The sequence below is a fragment of the Streptomyces sp. NPDC046122 genome (assembly GCF_056429965.1).
In genome coordinates this window covers 608,877-630,468 of the sequence record NZ_JBWKLQ010000003.1, presented here as the reverse complement: position 1 = coordinate 630,468, position 21,592 = coordinate 608,877, and the positions used below count along the sequence as shown (strand labels likewise).

At 72.3% G+C, this 21,592-nt stretch carries 29 protein-coding genes; 19 read left to right on the top strand and 10 right to left on the bottom strand.

The window, feature by feature from the left end; genetic code table 11:
* The first annotated feature begins 20 nt into the window (after nt 1-20).
* The 3 genes from AC07FK_RS12200 (at nt 21) to AC07FK_RS12190 (ending at nt 1,303) form a co-directional block, all read left to right on the top strand.
* Nucleotides 21-365 carry a CBS domain-containing protein gene (locus AC07FK_RS12200; protein ID WP_479104786.1) on the top strand — a complete coding sequence of 115 codons (345 nt, stop codon included), beginning with the start codon at nt 21-23 and terminating at the stop codon, nt 363-365.
* A 49-nt stretch (nt 366-414) separates the two neighbouring features.
* Nucleotides 415-726: an SCO5918 family protein gene (locus AC07FK_RS12195; RefSeq protein WP_479104785.1), complete on the top strand. Its 312-nt coding sequence runs from the start codon at nt 415-417 to the stop codon at nt 724-726.
* 220 nt (nt 727-946) lie between these two features.
* Nucleotides 947-1,303, top strand: a complete 357-nt coding sequence (locus AC07FK_RS12190; RefSeq protein WP_479104784.1) for a hypothetical protein — start codon at nt 947-949, stop codon at nt 1,301-1,303.
* A 119-nt stretch (nt 1,304-1,422) separates the two neighbouring features.
* Here the strand turns inward: AC07FK_RS12190 and AC07FK_RS12185 are convergent, their stop codons facing one another.
* Nucleotides 1,423-2,040 (bottom strand): hypothetical protein, encoded by a 618-nt coding sequence (locus AC07FK_RS12185; RefSeq protein ID WP_479104783.1) that lies wholly within the window; start codon nt 2,038-2,040, stop codon nt 1,423-1,425.
* Nucleotides 2,041-2,091: 51 nt separating this feature from the next.
* Nucleotides 2,092-2,292 carry a type II toxin-antitoxin system VapB family antitoxin gene (locus tag AC07FK_RS12180; RefSeq protein WP_479104782.1) on the bottom strand — a complete coding sequence of 67 codons (201 nt, stop codon included), beginning with the start codon at nt 2,290-2,292 and terminating at the stop codon, nt 2,092-2,094.
* A gap of 204 nt (nt 2,293-2,496) precedes the next feature.
* Between AC07FK_RS12180 and AC07FK_RS12175 the strand changes: the two genes are divergently transcribed.
* Both AC07FK_RS12175 and AC07FK_RS12170 read left to right on the top strand, forming a co-directional pair.
* Nucleotides 2,497-2,856, top strand: coding sequence for a phage holin family protein (locus AC07FK_RS12175; protein WP_453406568.1), 360 nt, complete (start codon nt 2,497-2,499; stop codon nt 2,854-2,856).
* Between the two features lie 43 nt (nt 2,857-2,899).
* Complete coding sequence (locus AC07FK_RS12170; protein WP_479104781.1) at nt 2,900-3,754, top strand: alpha/beta fold hydrolase; 855 nt, start codon at nt 2,900-2,902, stop codon at nt 3,752-3,754.
* Between the two features lie 77 nt (nt 3,755-3,831).
* On the opposite strand, the gene AC07FK_RS12165 is transcribed toward AC07FK_RS12170, so the two are convergent.
* Both AC07FK_RS12165 and AC07FK_RS12160 read right to left on the bottom strand, forming a co-directional pair.
* Nucleotides 3,832-4,476 carry a hypothetical protein gene (locus AC07FK_RS12165; RefSeq protein WP_479104780.1) on the bottom strand — a complete coding sequence of 215 codons (645 nt, stop codon included), beginning with the start codon at nt 4,474-4,476 and terminating at the stop codon, nt 3,832-3,834.
* Between the two features lie 139 nt (nt 4,477-4,615).
* Nucleotides 4,616-5,179, bottom strand: coding sequence for an HPP family protein (locus AC07FK_RS12160; protein WP_479104779.1), 564 nt, complete (start codon nt 5,177-5,179; stop codon nt 4,616-4,618).
* A 560-nt stretch (nt 5,180-5,739) separates the two neighbouring features.
* On the opposite strand from AC07FK_RS12160, the gene AC07FK_RS12155 reads away from it, so the two are divergent.
* The 4 genes from AC07FK_RS12155 (at nt 5,740) to ppk2 (ending at nt 8,816) form a co-directional block, all read left to right on the top strand.
* Complete coding sequence (locus AC07FK_RS12155; RefSeq protein ID WP_479104778.1) at nt 5,740-6,492, top strand: alpha/beta fold hydrolase; 753 nt, start codon at nt 5,740-5,742, stop codon at nt 6,490-6,492.
* A complete protein-coding gene (locus tag AC07FK_RS12150) occupies nt 6,489-6,998 on the top strand; it encodes a hypothetical protein (RefSeq protein ID WP_479104777.1) in 510 nt (169 codons plus the stop codon). The genes AC07FK_RS12155 and AC07FK_RS12150 overlap by 4 nt, the downstream gene beginning before the upstream one ends.
* 128 nt (nt 6,999-7,126) lie before the next feature.
* Nucleotides 7,127-7,540 carry a DUF4190 domain-containing protein gene (locus AC07FK_RS12145; RefSeq protein WP_479104776.1) on the top strand — a complete coding sequence of 138 codons (414 nt, stop codon included), beginning with the start codon at nt 7,127-7,129 and terminating at the stop codon, nt 7,538-7,540.
* 298 nt (nt 7,541-7,838) lie between these two features.
* Nucleotides 7,839-8,816 carry a polyphosphate kinase 2 gene (gene ppk2, locus AC07FK_RS12140; protein WP_479104775.1) on the top strand — a complete coding sequence of 326 codons (978 nt, stop codon included), beginning with the start codon at nt 7,839-7,841 and terminating at the stop codon, nt 8,814-8,816.
* A 31-nt stretch (nt 8,817-8,847) separates the two neighbouring features.
* Here ppk2 and AC07FK_RS12135 read toward each other — a convergent pair whose 3' ends face one another.
* Both AC07FK_RS12135 and AC07FK_RS12130 read right to left on the bottom strand, forming a co-directional pair.
* Nucleotides 8,848-9,750: a serine hydrolase gene (locus AC07FK_RS12135; RefSeq protein WP_479104774.1), complete on the bottom strand. Its 903-nt coding sequence runs from the start codon at nt 9,748-9,750 to the stop codon at nt 8,848-8,850.
* Nucleotides 9,747-10,637, bottom strand: coding sequence for a LysR family transcriptional regulator (locus AC07FK_RS12130; RefSeq protein ID WP_479104773.1), 891 nt, complete (start codon nt 10,635-10,637; stop codon nt 9,747-9,749). The genes AC07FK_RS12135 and AC07FK_RS12130 overlap by 4 nt, the downstream gene beginning before the upstream one ends.
* A 193-nt stretch (nt 10,638-10,830) precedes the next feature.
* On the opposite strand from AC07FK_RS12130, the gene bla reads away from it, so the two are divergent.
* The 3 genes from bla (at nt 10,831) to AC07FK_RS12115 (ending at nt 12,949) form a co-directional block, all read left to right on the top strand.
* Nucleotides 10,831-11,793: a class A beta-lactamase gene (gene bla, locus AC07FK_RS12125; protein ID WP_479104968.1), complete on the top strand. Its 963-nt coding sequence runs from the start codon at nt 10,831-10,833 to the stop codon at nt 11,791-11,793.
* Between the two features lie 184 nt (nt 11,794-11,977).
* A complete protein-coding gene (locus AC07FK_RS12120; protein ID WP_479104772.1) occupies nt 11,978-12,361 on the top strand; it encodes a hypothetical protein in 384 nt (127 codons plus the stop codon).
* Nucleotides 12,362-12,499: 138 nt separating this feature from the next.
* Nucleotides 12,500-12,949 carry an SRPBCC family protein gene (locus AC07FK_RS12115; RefSeq protein ID WP_479104771.1) on the top strand — a complete coding sequence of 150 codons (450 nt, stop codon included), beginning with the start codon at nt 12,500-12,502 and terminating at the stop codon, nt 12,947-12,949.
* A gap of 69 nt (nt 12,950-13,018) precedes the next feature.
* Here the strand turns inward: AC07FK_RS12115 and AC07FK_RS12110 are convergent, their stop codons facing one another.
* Nucleotides 13,019-13,369 carry a hypothetical protein gene (locus AC07FK_RS12110; protein ID WP_479104770.1) on the bottom strand — a complete coding sequence of 117 codons (351 nt, stop codon included), beginning with the start codon at nt 13,367-13,369 and terminating at the stop codon, nt 13,019-13,021.
* A 218-nt stretch (nt 13,370-13,587) separates the two neighbouring features.
* Between AC07FK_RS12110 and AC07FK_RS12105 the strand changes: the two genes are divergently transcribed.
* The 4 genes from AC07FK_RS12105 (at nt 13,588) to AC07FK_RS12090 (ending at nt 16,805) form a co-directional block, all read left to right on the top strand.
* Nucleotides 13,588-13,767: a CsbD family protein gene (locus AC07FK_RS12105; RefSeq protein WP_479104769.1), complete on the top strand. Its 180-nt coding sequence runs from the start codon at nt 13,588-13,590 to the stop codon at nt 13,765-13,767.
* A 360-nt stretch (nt 13,768-14,127) separates the two neighbouring features.
* A complete protein-coding gene (locus tag AC07FK_RS12100) occupies nt 14,128-14,415 on the top strand; it encodes a polyprenyl synthetase (protein ID WP_479104768.1) in 288 nt (95 codons plus the stop codon).
* Complete coding sequence (locus AC07FK_RS12095) at nt 14,408-15,463, top strand: polyprenyl synthetase family protein (RefSeq protein WP_479104767.1); 1,056 nt, start codon at nt 14,408-14,410, stop codon at nt 15,461-15,463. The genes AC07FK_RS12100 and AC07FK_RS12095 overlap by 8 nt, the downstream gene beginning before the upstream one ends.
* Nucleotides 15,464-15,638: 175 nt before the next feature.
* Complete coding sequence (locus AC07FK_RS12090; protein WP_479104766.1) at nt 15,639-16,805, top strand: oxygenase MpaB family protein; 1,167 nt, start codon at nt 15,639-15,641, stop codon at nt 16,803-16,805.
* Between the two features lie 50 nt (nt 16,806-16,855).
* Here AC07FK_RS12090 and AC07FK_RS12085 read toward each other — a convergent pair whose 3' ends face one another.
* On the bottom strand, nt 16,856-17,566 hold the full coding sequence (locus AC07FK_RS12085) for a TetR/AcrR family transcriptional regulator (RefSeq protein ID WP_479104765.1): 711 nt from the start codon (nt 17,564-17,566) through the stop codon (nt 16,856-16,858).
* A gap of 118 nt (nt 17,567-17,684) precedes the next feature.
* Here AC07FK_RS12085 and AC07FK_RS12080 point away from each other — a divergent pair, with 118 nt between their 5' ends.
* Complete coding sequence (locus AC07FK_RS12080; protein WP_479104764.1) at nt 17,685-18,377, top strand: DUF4386 domain-containing protein; 693 nt, start codon at nt 17,685-17,687, stop codon at nt 18,375-18,377.
* 138 nt (nt 18,378-18,515) lie between these two features.
* On the top strand, nt 18,516-18,947 hold the full coding sequence (locus AC07FK_RS12075; protein WP_479104763.1) for a VOC family protein: 432 nt from the start codon (nt 18,516-18,518) through the stop codon (nt 18,945-18,947).
* Between the two features lie 38 nt (nt 18,948-18,985).
* On the opposite strand, the gene AC07FK_RS12070 is transcribed toward AC07FK_RS12075, so the two are convergent.
* On the bottom strand, nt 18,986-19,888 hold the full coding sequence (locus tag AC07FK_RS12070; protein WP_479104762.1) for a LysR family transcriptional regulator: 903 nt from the start codon (nt 19,886-19,888) through the stop codon (nt 18,986-18,988).
* A gap of 46 nt (nt 19,889-19,934) precedes the next feature.
* Here AC07FK_RS12070 and AC07FK_RS12065 point away from each other — a divergent pair, with 46 nt between their 5' ends.
* A complete protein-coding gene (locus AC07FK_RS12065) occupies nt 19,935-20,894 on the top strand; it encodes an EamA family transporter (protein WP_479104761.1) in 960 nt (319 codons plus the stop codon).
* 132 nt (nt 20,895-21,026) lie between these two features.
* Here AC07FK_RS12065 and AC07FK_RS12060 read toward each other — a convergent pair whose 3' ends face one another.
* Nucleotides 21,027-21,512 (bottom strand): hypothetical protein, encoded by a 486-nt coding sequence (locus tag AC07FK_RS12060; RefSeq protein WP_479104760.1) that lies wholly within the window; start codon nt 21,510-21,512, stop codon nt 21,027-21,029.
* Between the last annotated feature and the right edge of the window lie 80 nt (nt 21,513-21,592).

The following is a 21,592-nucleotide window of genomic DNA, read 5'->3' as shown; positions in this document are numbered from 1 at the left end:
CGTTCTCGCAGGAGGCACCTTTGACACCGGTTCAGACGCGACTCCACCCGGTGGCCACGGCCACCGGGCACCACGCGGTGGACACCACTCACTCGGACGGGCCGCAGGTCTGGGCCGACATGACCGTCGAGGTGGCTCTGTCGGTCATGGCCGGCGCCCGCGCCACGCACCTGGTCGTCTGTGACGAGGACGGCCGGCGCACCGGCTTGATCACCGAGGGCCAGCTCGCCGCCGCGCGCGCCGGTCGCACGTACACGGACCGGCTGCGTCTGCGCGACCTCGGCGGTGCCGACGAGCGGCTCGCACCCGTGCTCCGGGCAGCCGACCACGTCGGCGCCCCGGGCGACCTGCCCCGTACCCCCTGAGCCGTCCCGCCCCGGCCGGACCGTTCTCCTCTACTCGCTGTGAGGTCTCATGCGCTGTGTCATCGCCCGCTTCCCGTTCAACCTGACGAAGGACGGCGTGCTGGAGTCAATGAAGGGCGTCAAGCCCGAACCGGTCACCGGCGACTCCGTGATCGTCGGCCGCCGGCACTACCCGGTCAAGCAAGTGGGTGAGGTCGTCACCCGCCAGGACCGCCGTGACTTCAGTGCGGGCGAAGTCGTCCGTGCGATGACCCTCCTCGGCTTCACGTGCCGCAGTGCAGTCACCGAGGTCGCGCCCGCACCGGCCCTCAGTCCGTTGCAGCGCGCCTCGGCGATGCTCGGCACGCCGGTGTCCGTCTGACGCACGACGACACGGCGGGGCCCGACCGGTGCACCGGTCGGGCCCCGCTGTCGTCCCGGCCACGGCGTCCCGGCCCGGCCCAAGGGCCGGTTCGCCGCCGCTGTCGTGCCCCGAACCGGTGGTTTCGGGATGCGGCGGTATGAGTGCCGGTCGGACCGGGATGAATGCCTTCGACGGGACATCGCCTCGCAGAGGCGCACACGGAGAAAGGCCATGGCTGATGCTGGGTCAGCGCGTCCTCGGTACGGGTGTGTCGTTGCTGGCGCTGACGCTGGCCATCGGGGCCGGTGGGACGGCGCACGCCGGCGGCGGAGGCACGGCGGGCACGTCGTACGCCGCGTCGGCAGACGCCGGGCGTTCGGCCCTGGAGACGGTGACGGAGACCGGCACGGCCAACGGTGAACCGGTCGTCGCGCGGTGTCCCGCCGGCACGAAGGCGGTGGGCGGGGGTGTGCGGACGCACGGAGTGGTGGCCGCTTACGAAAGCTACCCGGCACCGGACGGAACCGGCTGGATCGGATCCGCCCGGGGCCCCGATCCCCTCACGCCGATCACGGTCTACGCCGTCTGCGCCTAGGCGGTACGGTCCCCGCCGGGCAGCCGGGCAGCCGGGCGCCCCGCGTCTGCGGGCGACGGCGAACGGACTCCGCCGCTCCGGCGGCACGACGCGGCCCGCTGCCCGGCAGCGACCCGCGATTATTCGCTCAGTCCCAGGACGCCCCAGCCCCGCCGGGCGGCTTCGGTGAGGACGCGGCCCCAGTCCTCCAGCAGGTCGGTGAACTCGTCGAAGTCGCCGACCCATGCGTCGGGCACGGCCGCGTGCTCGACGAAGACCTCACGCAACCCGTCGACGAGGGGTCGTATCCGCTGCCATCTGGCGGCCAGTTCACGGACGTTGTCCGGCGACCGCGCGAGCAGCAGGCCGTGGGAGACTCCGGGCTGGTCACAGAAGAAGCCCGGGTCCGTGTGCGCGGCTTCACCGTTCGGCCCGTCCCAAATCAGTCCCGCCAGCACGGCGTCCAGCCCGGCCCGTACCTGCGGATCCGCTTGGTCGCGGACGGTCTCCCACCGCTGCCCGGCCCAGAAGTGGGCCTTGTACGAACCGCAGGTGCGGCGGAACTCGTAGACCGCGAAACGGACGCCGCCGGGTCCGCGTGGCCACTGCCAGTCGCCCTCGACGGCCGGGGCGTCGTGGTCCCAGAGCCCCGTCCCGTCGTCGTACCAGGCGTCCCTCAACCGCGACAGCCGGTCCCGGGGCGGCGCCTCCCCCAGCCACGACCAGTCGGCGATCAGCACGGTGATGTCCAGTCCCATCGAGGGCGAGACTACCCACTGCCCGGATACCGCGATCCGCCCGGGCGGCCGTCAGCCCTGCGTGTCCTGGGGCTTGGCCTCGGCTTCGCGCGGTCGCCGGTCGTCGAGTTCGACACGTGCCTCCGTGCGATGGCCGCGGGCGATGTAGTCGCGCACGACCAGCTCGACGGCGTCCTGCGGCGATCCCACCCCGGCCAGGACCATCACTTCCACCACCAACTCGGCATCAAGGGTGATGCTCACCTTGGCCACGGTCGCCCCCTTCGTCGCGTCGCACACAGCCTCCCACGACGACGGCGGGGCCAAGAGGCGTTCCTGGAAGCGGGTCAGGGGTCACGGCCGAGGCGCCCGGCGGAGGGGCGGGGCCGAAGAAGGCCCGGAATGGACGGATGTGCCGGGCGCACGGCGTGTCCGGCGGGCTGCGTGCCGGGCCGGGGCACGGGTACCCGAGAGGGCATGCAGGCACTGTCACAGGATGTGATCGCGTTGGTACGTGAGGACGTTGGCCAGGTCAAGGCGGAGCTGGAGGCCGCCGTCAGCGAAGGCCGGCACGGGTCGGCGGCGCTGGGGGCGGGCGGAGTGCTGGGGGTGCTGGCGCTGCTCGCGGCACAGGACTCGACGGTACGCGCGCTGGAACGGGTGTGGCCGGCGCAGCGTGTGGCGGGTGTGTTCGCGGCGGCGTACGGTCTCGGCGCCGTGGCGTTCGTCGCGTACGGACGGGCGAGACTGCGGGAGGCACGAGCCGCGTCGCAGGAGGCGCTCGCGTGCTCCCTGGACGCGGTGGAGCAGGTGGCGAACGAGCTGAGCGGGTCCTGATCCCGCCCGGGCACGGCACGGCACGGATACGGAGGCTGGACCGATGTTCGAGGGCTTCTCGACCGAGCGGGTACGCACGCGGGACGCGTCCGTCTTCGTACGCCACGGCGGCGAAGGACCGCCGGTGCTGCTGCTGCACGGCCACCCGAGAACTTCCGCGACCTGGCACCGCGTCGCCCCTCGACTGGTCGAGCGGGGGTTCACCGTGGTCTGCCCGGACCTGCGGGGATACGGCCGCTCCCGTGGCCCGGCGCCCACGGCGGACCACTCCGCGCACTGCAAGCGTGCGGTCGCCGACGACATGCTGGCCGTGATGCGTTCCCTCGGTCATGCCTCGTTCCGGCTCGCCGGACACGACCGAGGGGGCGCGGTCGCCCTGCGTCTGGCGCTCGATCACCCCGACGCGGTGGACCGTGTGGCGCTGATCGACTGCCTCCCTCTCTCGGAGCACCTGTCCCGGATCACCGCGCGCTTCGCCACGCAGTGGTGGCACTGGTTCTTCTTCGCCCAGCCGGACATCCCCGAACGGGTCATCAACGCCGACCCGGACAGCTGGTACCACGGCGACCCCCGGAGCATGGGCCGGGAGAACTACGCCGAATGGCGCGAGGCCACGCGAAACCCCGACGTGGTGCGGGCGATGCTGGAGGACTACCGGGCCGGTCTGACCGTCGACAGGCGCCACGAGGAAGCGGACCGCGACGCCGGTGTGCGGATCCAGTGCCCCGCACTGGCCCTGTGGTCGCTCCGGGACGACCTCGAAGACCTGTACGGCGACCCGCTCGCCATCTGGCAGCGCTGGGCACCCGACGTGCGCGGCCACGGCATCGACTCCGGGCACCACGTGGCCGAGGAGGCCCCCGATGCGCTGGCCGGCGCCCTGGCTGATTTCTTCTGAGCCGTCGTGCGCGCCGCCGTACTCCGGTCACACCCCCGCCGTATCCCCTGGTACGGCCCCCGTCGGGACGTCACTCGTCACGCAGGGCGGCCGTCACTCACTTCGACCGTGGTGGTGACGCGTACGAGGGAGGGGCGCCGGGGCGCCGAGCCGAAACCGAAACGTACGGGGGGATCGACGGGCGCGAGGGGGCCGAGGTCGACTCCGTCGAAGGTCGCGCCGGCAGTGATCACCGGCAGGAGGTCCTGTGCGCCGTACCACTCCCGGCGGCCGTCGCCGGCGCTGCCCCGGGTGCGTACACCGGGGAGCAGCCGGGCGGGGACGTCGACCAGGGCCGCCCAGAACGGCCGGGCGGCGACCGGGCGGGGCACGGCGCGCAGCAGACGTCCGAGGGGACCGCGCCTGCCCACGGTGAAGCGCAGGTGCAGCGACCCGGCCTCGACGGCCCACGACGCACCCTTGATCCGCACGGCGACGGGCACGACCCGGACGACGTCGAAGCCGTAGGTGCCGGCGACGAAGGCGGAGACCTGGTGGTTCGGCGCGAGCAGCAGACGTTCGCCGTCCGCGCGTTCGATCATCACGTCACTGAACGGGCCGAACGGCGACCGCGTCCAGTGCCCGAGCACCACGCGCGTTCCGGAGGAGGTCCCGACGCCGGCGATCCACCCGTCGAACCGCAGACGTGAACCCTTCGCGCGGCACTTCTCACGACGCTTCACAGCGGCACAGTCCCCCTCTTCCGGCCGTCGCAACCACGGCACGGCCGTGCGGGGATGCCGGTGTACGGACCGCGGCGCGGACTCCGGCAGGCCGGGTGACCGGCCGTCGCCCCTCACGCACCGGGGCGCGAACCGCCGGTCACCACCAGTACGTGGGGTATCTGACAGCCGTACGGCGGATCCGGGAAGCGGCGTACCCGGTCGCGACCAGGAGCAGGGTGGCCCCCAGCAGAAGGGGGACGAACCGGGCGGGCGCGGGGTTCTGGAGCACGATGACGACGGCGGTGGCGCAGGCGGGCGAGTGCGGTGTGCGGGCGGCGATCATCAGCGCGAGCGTGACGCCGGCCGCCACGGCCGCGGCCCATGCGTTGCTGCCCGCCGCCGCCAGGACGCCGTAGCCGACGGCGGCGCCCAGCACGTGGCCGACGATCACGCTGCGGGGTTGGGCGAGCGGCAGGGCGGGAGCGCTGTGGACCAGGGCCGCGCTGGCGGCCAGGGGCGGTATCAGCACCGGTTCGTGGAGCACCGCGCCGATCGCGGCGAGGCCCATCAGGACCGTTGTCGCGGCGCTGATGCTGTGGAAGGCCGCCGCCGGGGTGGGCCGGGCCGGAGCCCGGCCGGCCGCCTTGCGCCGGGGGGACGGGTCAGGGGCGGCCGGGGAGGCTGGGGCGGGTTCGGGACGCAGGGCGGCGTCGATGCTCATGTGAGGTGTTTCCGGGGCAGGCGGCCAGGGGCCGGGCAGGGGCGAGGCGGACGAGGTGGGGAGGCGCGCCGAGAGTGTGGGAACACCGCGGGAGGCGCTGTGGGGAGCGCTGTGGTCGACAGTCAACCCGCCCTTGCGTCCGTGTCCTGGTTCGGCCGACGCACATCACACAAGACCTTATCGCGCACGTTTGCGACGGAATGCATCGGGTCTGGCGGACCCGATCACTGCTGCGACACCCCCCGGCGGGCGATCGGGTCGCAGGCGTCAGCGGAAGGCCGCCCTCCGTGCCGACATCGTCGGTGCGGGAGGGTCCGGCGCGCCCGGCGGCGAACGGGCCGCCGGGGCAGAAGGGCGGAACGTTCGCGATTGCGGCGGTGCGTCGCCGCCCGTCCGTCCGGGTGGAGCTGGTCGGGCAGCGGCAGTTCCACGCGGTCCGCCACTCCGCGGAGTTCGCGGCCGACGAGACCGTGGCGGGGCCGCGCACACGCACACGCCGCCCTGCCGGCCCACCCCCGAGCTTCCCGGGCTCCGGGCCCTCACTGCGCGATGGTGGACGCATGGAACACACGACACATGCCGGGCTCTTCACCCGCAGGTTCGGACCCGCCCCGCGCGACGGGGTTCCGAGCGTGGTGCTGGTGCACGGACTCGGGCTCTCGGGGCGGTACTTCGTGCCTCTCGCACGGAGGCTGGCCACGAGCGGGGCGTCCGTGCTCGTACCGGACCTGCCGGGCAACGCACGGTCGCGCGCCGGCGCGCGCCGCGCACCCGACGTGACGGAACTCGCCGGCGCCCTGACCCGCTGGCACCAGCGGCTTCGCCTGGGCCCGAGTCTGCTGGTGGCCAACTCGGTCGGCTGCCAGGTGGTCGCGGCCTTCGCCGCCCGCCAGCCGCGCCTGGTGCGCCGGATGGTGCTCGTCGGTCCGGCACTGGAACCCGGGGCGTCCGGATGGCGCCAGTGCGCCAGGCTCCTCGCGGACGCGCCGCGGGAGCCGCTCTCCCTCCTCGCGGTGGCCGCGACCGACTACCTGGTGACCGGCCCCTTCCGCTTCGCCGCGTCGTTCCGCCATGCGCTGAAGGACGCGGCGGAGTCCTTCGAGGGGCATCTGGCCCAGGTGCACGTGCCGACCCTCGTCCTGCGCGGGGCGGGCGACACCATCGCCTCGGACAGCTGGACCCGGCGGGTGGCGCGCATGGTGGGCGACGGACGCGCGGCCGAGGTCCAGGGTGCCGCGCACGCGGCCCACTACAGCGCGCCGGACGCCGTGGCCGCGCTGATCCGGCAGTTCACGGCGGGAGGGCACGCGTGAAGCCGTCGAGGACGACCGACCGTACGCGATCCCCGGGCACGGACCGCCCCTCGCCCTGGCTGCGTCTGCTGCCGGGCATCTCCCCGGAGCGACGCGGCTTCGTACTGGCCTGGTGGGGGTTCGCCCTCACCTTCGGCGGCATGCGCCTGCTGACCTGGCTCATCCACATCGACGTGGCCGGGCTGGGCGACGTCAAGGCCGGCGGAGTCCACATCCACCACTACGTCTGGGGCATCCTGATGCTCGCGGCGGTGGGCGCGGCGGGCCTCGTCGAACGCACGCCTCGCGCACGCGCCTGGATGGGGCTCGCCTACGGGGTGGGACTGGCCCTGGTCCTGGACGAGGCGGCGCTCCTGATCAGCCTGGAGGACGTGTACTGGGACACCGAGGGCGGTGTCAGCATCGCCCTGGCCATCGCGGTGATCGCCATCGCGGGCAGCATCCTCGCCCTGACCCGCGGCCGCCACACCGACGGAGAGGACGGGGACGGCGGGTCCGCGCCATGAACAGGTGGCGCGTGGAACACGCGTGAGGTCGGCACTCGGAGAAACCGCAGGCATTCGTGGCCGGGTGTGGGGCACAAGGGGCACGTACGACAACTCAATGGTCGGAAAGCAGAGATGAGAGTGATCACGTGGCCTTCTCCAACCACCCGCAGACCCCGGACAGTTACGGTCAGACCCACCAGGACGCGGGGGTGAAGCGGAGCAACGGGCTCGCGGTTGCCGCGCTCGTCCTCGGCATCGCGGCGCTGCTGCTCTTCTGGACCGTCTTCGGCGGGATCGTGCTCGGTCTGCTGGCCGTCGTCTTCGGCATCCTCGGCGCGCGCAAGGCCCGCGGGGGGCACGCGCCGCGCGGCAAGATGGCGATCATCGGCGCGGTGCTCGGCGCGCTGGGTCTGATCGCGTCGGCGGTGATCATCGCCATCGGTGCGTCGATCCTCAACTCCGACGAGTTCAAGAACTTCGACGACTGCGTCCAGCAGGCCGACACACAGAGCGAACGGGACGCCTGCGCCAGGGACTTCGACAAGGACATGAACAACTGACGTCGACGCGCAGGTTCACCACCCACGACTTCCGTCGCCCGCGGACCCCTTGGAGGATCCGCGGGCGACAGGCGTCGGTGCTCCGGGGAGCAGGCAGGCGTCGCGACGCACTCCGGCAGAGGCGCTACGGAGCGTAGCCACCCGGTGGGACGCACGCCTTCTTCGAGCGTACGTACGGGGCCGGCGACGGGGCACAATGGGACAAGTGACGTCCGGTGTGCCGGAACCGTCGTACCGGGAGCGTATCGGGGCACACAGGGGCCATGACCTTCGGTACGAGTGGGGCGACGGTGACGCGATGAACCAGGAATCAGGCGGCAGGGACAGGGCCGACGGTCTGTTGGACGGCCTGACCGTCGACGAGACCAGGCCGGAACAGCCGATACTGCTGGACGCCGCCGGGCAGTCGATCAAGACGTGGCAGGAGAACTACCCGTACGACCGGAAGGTCCGGCGGCGGGACTACGAGCGCCGCAAGCGAGTGCTCCAGATCGAGATGCTGAAGCTGCAACGCTGGGTCAGGGAGACCGGTCAGCGGCTGATCGTCATCTGCGAGGGCCGGGACGCCGCGGGCAAGGGCGGCACGATCCAGCGCTTCACCGAGCGGCTCAACCCCCGTGGCGCCCGGGTGGTGGCCCTGGAGAAGCCGACGGAGCGCGAGGCGTCGCAGTGGTACTTCCAGCGATACACCGCGCATCTGCCCTCGGCGGGCGAGATCGTCTTCTTCGACCGCTCCTGGTACAACCGGGCCGGCGTCGAGCGTGTCATGGGCTTCTGCACGCGCGAGGAGTACGAGCTGTTCCTGCGGCAGTGCCCGGCCTTCGAGCAGATGCTGGTCGACGACGGGATTCTGCTGGTCAAGCTGTGGTTCTCGGTGTCGCGCGCGGAGCAGCGGACCCGGTTCGCGATCCGGCAGGTCGACCCCGTACGACAGTGGAAGCTCTCGCCGACCGACGTCGCGTCGCTGGACCGGTGGGACGACTACACCGCCGCCAAGATCGACATGTTCCGGACGACCGACACCCCCTTCGCCCCGTGGACGGTGGTGAAGAGCAACGACAAGCGGCGCGGCCGTCTGGAGGCCATGAGCAGCCTGCTCTCGCGCTTCGACTACGCCAGCAAGGACGCCGAAGCCGTGGGCAAACCGGATCCGCTGATCGTCGGCGCGGCCGACACCCTGCTGGAGCCCGGCGAGGAACCCACCAGCCTCTCCCCCACCCCACTGGTCCCCGACAGCACCGGCCCGGGGGCGCACCCTCCCACGTCGAAGCCCTGAGTCGTGCGCCCGAGCCGTCGGACCCCGGCTGTCACAGCTGCCGGAGGTGGTCACGCAGGGTGCGTGCGACATGTGCCATGAGGGCGTCGGCCCCGGGCTGTGTCCTGGCCGGGACCAGTGACTCGGTGAGGACGGCGACGGCGAAGGACTGCCCGTCGGCGTGCTCGACGACACCCACCTCGTGGCGGAGGTTGAGGAGGGTGCCGGTCTTGGAGGACCAGGTGCTGGCGTCGGAGCTGAAGTCGGGGGCGAGCCGGTGCCGCAGCACGTTGTCGGCCAGGAGGCCGCGCACCCGCCCGGCCACCTCCGGGTGGATCGCCGACGGCGTCCACAGGGCCTGGAGGAGCTCGACGTAGGCACGCGCGCTGCCGGTGCTGGCCCGCGTGGTGTCGAGTTGCGGCACCCGGTGCCCCCGACCGCTGGTGCCGGCGTCGATGGCCAGGGCGTACGCGAGATGCGCCTGGTCGGCGTCGAAGCGTTCCACCGGGGTGTCGGACAGCTCCCGCACCGTGTGCCGGACCGTGATGCCGTGGATGCCGAGTTCCTGGAGGATTGCGGCCACCCGGGCGGGCGGGGTGAGGCCGAACAGCGCGTCGGCGGCCGTTTGGTCGCTCAGGCACGTGCTCAGGTAGAGCAGATCGTCGATCGCGATCCGCGACGGGTGGCGGAACCGGCTCAGCCCGGTGGGACCGGGCGTGGTGATCCGCCCGGGCGGTACGTCGAGCACCGCCGCCCCGTCGAGTTCGCCCCGTCGGACGCGCTCCACGGTCGCCAGCGCGAGCGGCACTTTGACCAGGGAGGCCGAGGGCAGCGCGGTGTCCGGATCGATCCCCACCTCGTCTCCGGTGTGCAGGTCCCGCACGAGCAGGTAACCGCGCAGACCGCCGTCGCGCAGTTGCCGACGCATGTCGTACAGCAGTGCCTCGGTGCTCACGCCGTCACCCCTTCCGAGGTGTGTGCGCCCAGGCAGCGGGCTATGGCGTCGGACAGGCGCGCTTCGAGGTGCTGCGCACTGCCGCCCGCGGCGGCGGCCAGGGCGTACCCCCGGTGCAGCGCGATCTCGCCGACCGGCCGCCAGTGCAGGGCGAGTTCACCGGCCTGGGCCCGGCTGCACAACAGCAGGTCGCGTGCGCAGAGTGCTTCCGCCGCGGCGGTCGTGAGGTCGGCCGCCGCGACGAGCTGCGACGGCCGCAGTCCGACGGCGTCGCGCAGCCTCGTCAGCGGGTCGCGGATGTGCGGTACGTCGTCCTCCGGCTGGATCCACACACGCCGGGCCGGGCCGGTCGCGGCCCGTCCGACCCGCAGCGTCTCCAGGTAGACGCGCTGTACGCCGGGGTCCTGGGCGCCCGCAAGCCCGAGCGGCACCGACCACGCCGCCTCGTCCGGGGGCACGGCGAGCAGGGCCGCCCGTACCTGCTGCGCGTGAACGAGCTCCCTGCGCTGTGCGGGCTCCGCGACGCGGAGGTCGAGCGTGACATCGTGTCCGCGCGCCTCGGCCACGAGACGGGCGAGAGCGGCCGTGGCGCAGGTGCCGGGCACGGCGAGCCGCCACGGTTTGCGCTTGGCGGCCTCGGCCTCGTGCAGCAGCACGTCGGCGGCCTGTACGAGTTGCCTGGCCACCGGAAGCATGTCCCGGCCGAACGGGGTGAGAACCGCCCGCCGTGACGTGCGTTCGAACAGCGGCTCGCCGAAGCGTTCCTCCAGAGCGGCGACGCGACGGCTGGCCACCGACTGGGACATCCGGGCAGCGGCCGCTCCGACGGTGAAGCCGCCGTACTCGCTGACGCTGACGAACGCGCGACACGCTTGCACCAGATCCACGGCCGCACACTATGCCAGTTCGGCATGGAACAGCGCACAGCCGTATTGGACCGCATGGCCGCCCGGGGGTGATCGTGGTCCGGCCCGGCAGTCAATGACCACGCACCGGGCCGGACCAGTGTGGCTCCGGCCCGCCATGCGCCCCTGCGCGGGGCGCCTCCGGAGGTTCTGGACCATGCAACCGATGAAGCCCGTGCGACACACCCGTGCCCGGCGCGCCGTTCTCGGCGCGCTCGCGGCACTCGCTCTCCTCCCGCTCGCGGCCTGTGGCCAGGGCGGGCCCGCGGCCTCGTCTTCGCCGTCGGCCCCGTCGTCCTCGTCGGCGCCGTCTGCGCCGTCTGCGGACAAGACGCGGCCGAGTGCGCCCGCGAAGCCGTACGCCGGTGAACTCAAGGCGCTCGAGCGCCGGTTCGACGCGCGGCTGGGTGTGTACGCCGTCGACACGGGCACCGGGCGCGAGGTGGCCTACCGGGACGGCGAGCGCTTCGCCTTCGCCTCCACGTTCAAGGCGCTGGCCGCCGGCGCGGTGCTGCGCAAGTACCGCCTGAGCGGGATGGACAAGGTGGTCACGTACTCCAGGGCCGATCTGGTCGCCAACTCCCCGGTGACCGAGAAGCACGTCGAGAGCGGGATGACGTTGCGCGAGCTGTGCGACGCCGCGGTCCGCTACAGCGACAACACCGCGGCGAACCTGCTGTTCGACGCGCTCGGCGGGCCCCGGAGCCTGGACGCCGAACTGGAGAGGATGGGCGACGACGTCATCCGCATGGAACGCCTCGAGCCCGAACTGAGCCGGTGGTCGCCGGGCGAGAAGCGCGACACGAGTACGCCGCGGGCGATGGCCGGGGACCTGCGCGCGTTCGTTCTCGGCGACGTTCTCGCCGAGGCGGAACGCGCGCAGCTCACGACGTGGCTGCGGACCAACACGACCGGGGACGAGACCATCAGGGCGGGTGTGCCCGAGAGCTGGGTCGTCGGCGACAAGACCGGCACCGGCAGCGGTTTCGGCGCCCGCAACGACATCGCGGTGGTGTGGCCGCCCGGCACCGCGCCGATCGTCGTGGCGATCATGTCCAACCGCGACGAGGAAGCCGCCGGACACGACGACAGGCTGATCGCGGAGGCGGCATCCGTGGTCGCCGCCACCTTGTCGTAGCGTCGGAACCGCCGCTCGCCGCCTGCGGGTTCGCGCCCATGGCCGGCGCGTCGCCCGCCCGTTCCGCCCGGCGGTGGCGCTCGTGTGCCCGAGTGCACGACGGCTGCAACCGACGCCCCGCCGGCTGCGTCGTATGCCGCGTACGGCCGCCCGCACGCAGGACCACGGAAACACAGGAGTTCACTTGTCCATACGCCGCACCCTCGCCGCCTCCGCCACGGCTGCCGTCCTCGCCGTCGTCGCCCTCCCCGCCACGGCGGAGGCCGGTGACGCGCTGAAGGTGTGCGGGGTCAGATCGAACGGTGTCCTCTGGTGCACCAACTCGGCGCCCACGTCCGTCCGCAGCTACCCCGACGCCACGGACAGCTGGCAGGTCGACACCCTGCGGACCACGTACAGCTGGTTCAACTGCTGGACCGCGGGCTCCCTGCACTCGGGCGGCAACCACACCTGGTACAAGACCACCGGCGACGACAACGGGGCGTCCGGTTTCGTGCCCGCTTCCGCCGTGCACACCACGTCGTCGTTCGACGCCTACCCCTCCGCACACGGCCTGCGCCGCTGCTGAGCCTTCCGGACGGCCGGACGGACCGGCGCTGCGGCGGGTACGACTCATGACCGGCGACGACGTGGGTACACGCGTGTCCAGGACGCACGGCTTGCACGAGCGTGCGGGCACCGCGGAACCAACGAAAGGCAGTACCTGATGTCGCAGGTCGAAGAGTCCGTAGAGGTACGGGTACCGGTTCGCACGGCCTACAACCAGTGGACTCAGTTCGAAACGTTCCCCGAGTTCATGGAGGGTGTCGAGCGGATCGAGCAGCTGACGGACACACTGACGCACTGGGTCACCGAGGTGTCAGGGGCGAAGCGGGAGTTCGATGCGAAGATCACCGAGCAGATTCCCGACGAGCGGGTCGCCTGGACCACCGTCGGCGGCGAGGTGGAACAGGCCGGAGTCGTCACGTTCCACCGTCTGGCCGACGACCGCACCAAGGTGATGCTCCAGCTGGAATTCCACCCGGACGGCCTCGCCGAGACCGTGGGCGACAAGCTGGGCGTCGTGCAGCGCCGCGCCAAGGGTGACCTGGAGCGCTTCAAGACGTACATCGAGTCCCGCGGCACCGAGACGGGTGCCTGGCGGGGCGACGTCTGACACCACCGCGACGTCCGACGCCACCGAACCCGAGCCGCCGCCCTCCCCGACCGGGGAGGGCGGCGGCCGTCATGCGGGCCGGTCGCTGTACCCGCAGATCCAGGCCAGGGCGTCGTGCGCTCCGCTGATGTAGTCCCGGGTCTCCCCCTGGGTGGTGGCATCGTCCAGCTGGACCACCGAGGCATCCACTTCCGCCGTGAGCAGCGGCAGTCCGGGAACGCCCCTGGCCTCGGCCGTGCCGGTGATCGGGGAGCGGCCGGTGCGGCCCAGGGCCCAGGTGTAGGCGGCGGCCGCCCCGGCGGAGAACTGCGACGCCTCGTCGCGTTCCGCCTTGTTCTTCAGCGCCAGGTCGATGTCGGTGTGGGTGCGTACGCCGACGAGGGGGGTGTCGCCCGGTCGCGCGGTGTGGGGGTCGGTCATGTGGGTCGCTTTCCGTGTCGGCCACTCACGTCGTGGTGCTCCCACCATGCCAGGAGCGCACGTGTTTCTCCTCGGGGCGGCCCGGCTGTCGCGCGTCGTGCGGACGGTTGCCGCAGGGCCCGCGTCGCCGCACCCGGTGGCGGCGCACCGCGCCATCGGCACGTTTGACCGGCGCGTGAGCGGTCAGACGTAGGACGTCACCGCTTGAACGGAAGGACGTGAGTGTTGTGGCGGACCAGAAGGCGAAGTCGAAGGCCGAACAGGCCAAGGGCAAGGCGAAGGAAGCGGCCGGCCGAGCAGTCGGCAACGAATCCATGGAGACCGAAGGCCGTGCCGAGCAGGCCAAGGGCGACGCACGCCAGGCGAAGGAAAAGATCAAGGACACCTTCAAGCACTGACGCTCGACGCGTGACGTCTGCAAGGGCCCGGCAGCCCCATGCCGGGCCCTGACGCATGCCCTCCTCGCCGCAGGTCCGAGGGACCTTCCCTCCCTCCTTACGGCCGAGGGCCTCCCCGCCGCGCGTACGGCTGAGGGTTCCGCCCGGCCGGCCCGCCCGCACGTCAGTGGACGCCAGTCCGGCCCGCCCGCACGTCAGTGGACGCCAGTCCGGCCGGTCGCTCGATCGGTGATCCGCGGCGCGTCGCCGACCAGGACCGGAGAGGCTCCCGGTGGGCACGGGGTGAGCCACCCGTTCCCCCGGCGCCCGCCCAGCGGCTGCCGGATTCGGACGGGCCGCATGAGGAGGGGGAGACACGGAATGTCTTATGAGACCGGGCCGGAGCACGGCACGACACGGCACAGCGACGCGGTGCTGCTGGCGGCGGGAATGGCGGATCTCGCGGTGGGGGCGGTGAGCAGTGTCGTGAGCGGCCTGCGGGGGCTGCTCGGCCGCTCGGACGTGGCCGAACTGGCCGCAGAAGGGCAGCAGGAGATCAAGGCGCGCGGGCGCCTGGTCCTGGACCGTTGCGCTTCGGGGCCACCGGCGCACCTGGAGGTGCTGGCCCGGCATGTGACGGCCCGGCGCGGTGGCGCTGCGCATGGCTGACGGGTGCGGGGAGCAGGCCGCCTTCAAGGCCCGTGTCGACCGGGTGCTGCACCACTTCGTCGAGCGGGAGTCCGACCGCCTGGTCGACATCGACGCGGACCTGACTCCGGTGGCCGAGCAGCTCCAGGTCGCCACGGCCCACGGAAAGCGGCTGCGGGCGGCGTTCTGCTACTGGGGGTGGCGGGCGGCCGGGCAGCCCGACAGCGACGCCCTGGTACGGGCGGCCGCTTCCATGGAGCTCGTGCACGCGGCGGCCGTCGTGCACGACGACCTCATCGACAAGAGCCGCGTACGGCACGGACTGCCCACCGTGCACGAGGCCCTGCGGACGGTCACGGCGGCCGGCCCGCGCCCGAAGGCCGCCGCCCGGTCGCTGGCGATGCTGGTGGGCGACCTGCTGATGTCCTGGGCCGGGCAGCTGTTCACCGCCTCCGGCCTCCCTGCCGCCTATCTCGCACGGGCCCGCCCGCTGTGGGCGGTGCTGGCCCGCGAGCTGGTGGCGGGCGAATGCCTGGAGATCCTGCGCACCGGTACGCGGCCGGACACCGACGCCTCGCTGAAGGTGATCCGCTACAAGACCGCGAAGTACACCGTCGAGCACCCGCTGCACATCGGGGGCGCACTGGCCGGCGCCTCCGGCGCGCTGCGGCAGACGTTCTCCGACTACGGGCTGCCGCTCGGGGAGGCGTTCCAGCTGCGGGACGACCTGCTCGGCCTGTTCGGCGACCCTTCCCGTACCGGAAAGGCGAACACGGACGACCTCGTCGCCCATCGGCCCACCGCACTGCTGGCCCAGACCTGGCAGGAGGCCACGGCCGGCGAACGGCGCACGCTCGAAGAGCTGCTGGGCCGACGCCACCTGGCCGAGGAAGACGCGCGGGCGGTGCGGGAGATCATGCACCGCACCGGGGCTCCGGCCCGTATCGAGCGCATGATCGACGAGCGGATCCGGATCGCCACCGCGGTCCTCGACGACACCGCGCTGCCCGTCGAGGCCGGCCGCGCGCTGGCGGGCCTGGCGCGCACGGCCACGGTCCGCCGCCACTGATCCCGCATTCCCGATCCGGTCCCGATCGCTGTCCCGATCCGACATCACTGATACGGCCGCGGCCACCGCCACCCGTTTTCCGTCCGGCAGTCCCGTCCGCCGGTCCCGATGACCCGGCCCGTCGTGCGCCGCCGACCCGCGACCCGGGTTCCGGGTCCCGTGAGGAGTTCCGCAGATGACCTACACCGATCAGTCCCTCGACGCCCTGCGCCACGTGGGTGACGAGCTGGCCGACGCCACCGTGGCGACCATGTTCGAACGCGGTGAGGTGGGCAAGTTCAACACCCTCATGCGTTTCGTCTCGACCTCGGGCCAGGAACTGCCCGACGGGCTGCCGGAGGTGGCCCGTGCGTACCTGCACGAAACCAGCGCCCCGCCGGCCTGGGTGGACTGGGACGAGATGGAGAAGGCCCGGCTGTTCTTCATCGACAACAACGTGCACATCTCCACGGCCCTGTCCTTCGCCTCCATGCCCGCGTGCTACGTGCTGCCGCACGTGGCGAAGCTCCTGTCCGCGACGCACTCGTTGAAGTACCCCTCGAAACGCATGGCGGAGACCGGGCAGTTCACGGTGCACCTCATGCAGCCGGGCGCCTTCGAGGCCGGCAGCCGCTTCATCCCCGCCGCGCAGAAGGTCCGCCTGCTGCACGCGTCCATCCGTCACCACCTGCGCCGCGAGGACCGCTGGGACACCGGTGCGCTCGGGACGCCGATCTGTCAGGAGGACATGATCGGCGGTCAGATGATGTTCTCCCTGCAGGTCCTGGACGCCCTGCACCGGCTCGGCATCCACATGAGCACCGATGGCGCCGAGTCGTACTACTACGCCTGGCGGGTCGTGGGCGCCATGCTGGGCGTCGACCAGAGCCACGTACCGGTCGACTTGGAACAGGCCCGCCAGTTCTCCGACCTGTACATGACCCGCCACATGGGCCCGTCGGAGGAAGGCGCCCATCTGACCCGCCAGCTCATCGACCTCTTCGAAGAGGTCGTCCCCGGCACGTTCTTCGACCCTCTCGTCAGCGCTCTCATCCGCCACCTCATCGGTGACACCTGCGCCGACTGGCTCCAGGTCCCCCGCACCCCGTGGGACACCGCCGTCAAGGCCGCTCCCGCCCTGCTCGGCGTACTGGAGACGATCGAGGACAAGTCACCGCTCGGCGCCTGGGCCCTGGACCGTCTCGGCCACCTGACCACGCTGTTCGAGCTCAGTTCCCTGACCCGGGGGCGTGTCATGCACTACGCGGTCCCCGAACACCTCAAGAAGGACTTCGACGTCGCCCCGGCCGTCCCCCGGACGCGCCGCTGGACGCCGCCCGCGCCGCGTGTGCCGCACGCCTGACCGTCACCCTCCGGACCTTTCACACAGTCCCCCGGCCCCGGCTCCCGGTGTCAGGCGGTCGGGCCGCTCCGGGAGCCGGCGGAGGACCAGCCCTGCTCGTGGAGCCGCTCGAACCCGTCCAGCAGCAGATCCAGCGCGAACTCGAACTCGAACTGATCGTCACAACCGTGGCCCACCACGGAACTCTCGTCGTGGGCCACCGCGCCGGCCAGCTCCAGCACATGGGGGAACCTCGCCGCGTCCTCAGGCGACATGGCCGGCCGCGCCTGCGCACCGGAGCCGGGCGGGGCGTCGAACAGCTCCTGGGTCAGCCCCATCACCCGGCTGCCCAGGGCGTGCATCGCGTGGTGCGTCAGATCGACGGAGAAGCCACCGGTGCGGAACATACCGATCACCGCGTCCATGTACGCGAGCACGACCGGTGTCGGGCCGTTGCGCGACTGGATCACCTGGGCCGCCCACGGGTGGCCGAGGAGCGCGCCGCGCGCCGACAGGATCCTCTGCCGTACCGCCTGCTTCCCGCCGGAGCCGGGAGCGGGCGCGGCGATCTCGCCGATCACGACGTCCACCATGCCGTCCAGGAGCTCCTCCTTGTTGGCGACGTGCTTGTAGAGGGCCATCGGTACGACGCCCAGCTCCTGCGCCAGCCTGCGCATGCTCAGCGCGTCGATCCCGATTCCGTCGGCGAGCGCGACGGCGGCACGCAGCACGCGGTCCCGGGTGAGAGGTGTCCGGCGCGTCGCCTCCGTCTGCTGAGCCATGTCGCGTCCCGCTCCCTCGTGATCCGTCGTACGGCGTCCGCCTTGACGAGTGTACGTCGTACACCTACCGTGAGCCTTCGGTGTACGCCGTACACCTTTGCGCAGGGGGAGGGTCCTGATGGACTCAGTCAGAAAAACCGCGATCGTGACGGGCGTGCTGTTCCTCGTCACCGAGGTGGCCGCGATAGGCGGTCTCGCGCTGTACGGGCCCGTTCTGCGGGGCGCGGACTATGTCGCCGGGTCTGGCGCGGACAACCGGGTGCTCCTGGGGGCGCTGTTCGAGATCGTCCTCGCCGCAGCCGTCGTCGGCACCGGGGCCGCCCTGTATCCCGTCATCAAGCGGCAGAACGAGGGAGCCGCGCTCGGCTACGTCTGCGCCCGGCTTCTGGAAGCCGCCGTCATCGTCGTCGGCACCGTCAGCGTCTTGTCGGTGGTGACCCTCCGCAGGGACTTCGCGGGATCCGCCGACAGCGATGCCGCCGCTCTCACCACGGTGGGCGAGGCCCTCGTGGCGATCCACGACTGGACGTTCCTGATCGGCCCCAACTTCGTCCTGGGGGCGAACTCCCTCGTGCTGGCATGGCTGATGTACCGCTCGGGGCTCGTGCCGCGCTTCATCGCCGTACTGGGGCTCGTAGGAGGTCCGCTGATCTGTGTGTCCGCGACCGGAGTGCTGTTCGGGCTGTACGAGCAGGTCTCCGTGGCGGGGTCGCTCGCGGCGGTCCCGGTGTTCGCCTGGGAAGTGAGTCTCGCCGTCTGGCTCATCGCCAAGGGCTTCAAGCCGTCTCCCCTCGCCTCCGGCGGCGCATGAGGCAGGTGCCGCTCGCCGCTTCGCAGGCGTCGTACTGGCGTTTCGGCGTGCGCGACAGCGGCTTCATGGGCGACGGTTGACCCGATCCGCCGTTTTCCGCAGCCGAGTTGAAGCCGCGTTCCCGAAGGAGACACCCGCATGAACTGGACACTCGAAGTCGTCCCGGTCCCGGTCACCGACATGGACCGGGCCAAGGAGTTCTACGCCGAGAAGGCCGGCTTCCACGTCGACCTCGACGACGAGGTCGCCCCCGGGATGCGCATCATCCAGGTGACTCCCCCGGGCTCACGGTGTTCGATCGCCATGCTCCAGGGCATGCCCGCGGCGCCCGGCACGAAGCAGATGGCCGCGGGCACGCTGCAGGGCCTCCAGGTGTGCGTCACCGACATCGAGGCGGCCCGCGAGGAGTTGCTGGCCCGGGGCGTGGACGTCTCCCCGATCCGCCACGTCGGCGCGACGGGCTGGGAGGACGGCAAGGGCGGCACCTGGAACTCGTTCATGTCCTTCGAGGACCCGGACGGCAACGGCTGGGTGGTCCAGGAGGCTCCGTCGGAGCTGTCGGAACGCTGACCGGCGACGGGCGGGGCGGGGCCACGCCCCGCCCGTGGTCAGCGCCCGCTCCTGGTCACCGCCGCCCGCCGGAGCAGGTCGGTGACCAGGGCGAGCGGTGGCCAGTTCAGACGACCGCGTCCGGCGACGGCGTACGCCCGCAGTTCCACATCGGGGCCGGCGAGCGGGACGAGCCGCACGTCCGGGAACAGCGCGGTGCCGAGGGGCAGCAGCCCCACCCCGAGCCCGGCCGTGATCATGCCCTGCACCAGGTCGAGGCTGTCGGCCTGGTGCGTGACGCGCGGGGCGAACCCGGCCATCGAGCCCAGCGTGCGGATGACGGCCTCGTCCGCGGTGTTGCGCGAGTTGACGATCCAGTCGTGCGACCGGAAGCGGTGGACGATGTCCAGCGCCGTCCCCCGGCCGGCGTCGGCGTGCGCTGGCACGCCCAGGCCCCACTTGGCCGTCCAGAGCGCCGTGGCGCTCACGGCGGGGTCCTCGGCGGCCGGCGCCAGGTTGTAGTCGTACGTGAGGGCCAGATCGGCTTCGTCCGCCGCCAGCAGGGACAGCGCCTCGGCGGGCTCGTGCTCCCGGATCAGCACGTGCAGCCGCGGGTGGCTCACGGCCAGGTCGGTGACCAGGGGCAGCAGGTACGTGCGGATGGCGGTGGCGAAGCCGGCGACCCGCAGGGTGCCGTTGGGCTCCGCCCCCGGCGTGAGGTCGAGGTGCGCCGCCTCGACGGCGGCGAGGATCGTCACGGCGTGTTCGGCGAGCCGCCGGCCCGCCGGGGTGAGCCGGACGCGCCGCCCGTGCGGCTCGATCAGCGCGGTGCCCATCTCGCGGGCCAGCACGGCGATCTGCTGGGACACCGTGGAGGTGGTGGTGCCCTGCGCCTCGGCCACGGCGCGCATCGAGCCGAGGCGCGACAAGTCCACCAGCAGGTGCAGCCGTCGTGTCTCCATCGCTCCATTGTTCAGGATTGCCGAACAGACCGTCCATGATCGGCACGTGGACACGGACGATGCCCAGGCCCTCTACTTGACGCCCATGAGCCCGCTGACCTCCCCGAACACCTCCCCCGCCGGAAACGCGCGCCTGCGGGGCGCCGAGGGCGGAGCCCTCATGACCCTGGCGTCGATGTCGAGCGTCCAGCTCGGTCTCGCGTTGTCGGTCACCCTGCTCGACCAGCTCGGCGCCCTGGGCACGACCGGCCTGCGTCTGGCCTGGGCGGGTCTGCTGCTGCTCCTGCTGGTGCGGCCCCGCCCCCGCGACTTCGCCGGCCGGGACCTGCTGGCCTGCACCGTGCTCGGCGCCGTGACCACCGGCATGATGGTGTTCTTCATGCTCGCAGTGACGCGACTGCCGCTCGGCACCGCCAGCGCGCTGGAGTTCCTCGGGCCGCTGGCCGTTTCGCTGTACGGGCCGGGCGGCGGGCGCAAGCGCTGGACCGCCGCGGCGGCGGTGGGAGTCGTACTGCTGACCGAGCCCTGGCACGGCGGTACCGACCTCGTGGGGGTGGGCTACGCGCTGGCCGCGGCGGCCTGCTGGGCCGGCTACATCCTGCTGACCCAGCGCGTCGGCGACACCGTCACCGGGCTCAACGGCCTGGCCCTCTCCATGCCCGTCGCGGGCGTCCTCGGCGTGCTCGTCGCGGCGCCCTCCGGCCTGGGCCAGGTGACGGGGCGGCTGCTCGTCGTCATGCTGGGGCTGGCCGCGCTGAGCGTCGTCCTGCCGTTCGTCCTCGAGTTCCTCGCCCTGCGGCGCCTGACCACGTCCGCCTTCGGCACCCTGATGAGCCTGGAGCCGGGCATCGCTCTCCTCGCGGGACTGGTGGTGCTCGGCCAGATACCCGGCGTGCTGCCCGCCCTCGGCGTCGTGTGCGTGGTGGTCGCCGGCATCGGGGCGACCCGCACGGGCGCCCGGGAAGCGGCGCCGGCCGAAGTGCCCGTGACCGCCGGCGCACGCTGAACCCGGCCTCGTACACGCCCCGACGGGCGCTGGAGCGTCCCGGGCCGCCTGCTCACGTGGGCGTACGGCGTCCGGCCTCCGCCCGTACGGGCGGAGGCCGCGCGGACCGAACACCCGGGGGCCCGCGCCGGGTCATCCGGCGCGCTGCCCCTGTCGGCGCGTCCGGTGGGCGGCTGCCGCCCGGACGCGCCGTGTCCTGCCTTCCGCGGCGAGCAGGATGAGCGCTTCGGGCGTGGTGACGGTCTCGGCCGCCTTGCGCTGGAACCAGTCGGACGCGGTGGTGACGTCCTCCGGCGCCCACGTCTCGCCCCTGACGATCGACCTCAGCAGCGCCCACTCGCACAGGCGCCGGCAAAGGAACGCGCGGTCACCGGCCACGGTGGCCATGTCGTGCGCCCATGCCGGGAACCGCGGACCGGACAGCAGCCGGGCCGCCCGCCGGTCGACGTGCCGGACCACCGCGGACTGCGCCATCGTCGCGTCCGGGTCGCGGAGCACCCCGGCCACCAGGGCCACTTCGTCGTCCGCCGACACTTCGGCGAGGTCCCGCAGGTAGCGGGCGAACCGCTGATGCCCGTCCTCGGCCGGCTGCTCGCCGCCGGCGTTCTCGCCGACCACGCGGCGGCTCCCTTCGGGTGTACGGAGAGCCCCCCGCGCGCTGCGGGGTCCTCGCGCCGACGGTACAGCGCGCAGGCCGG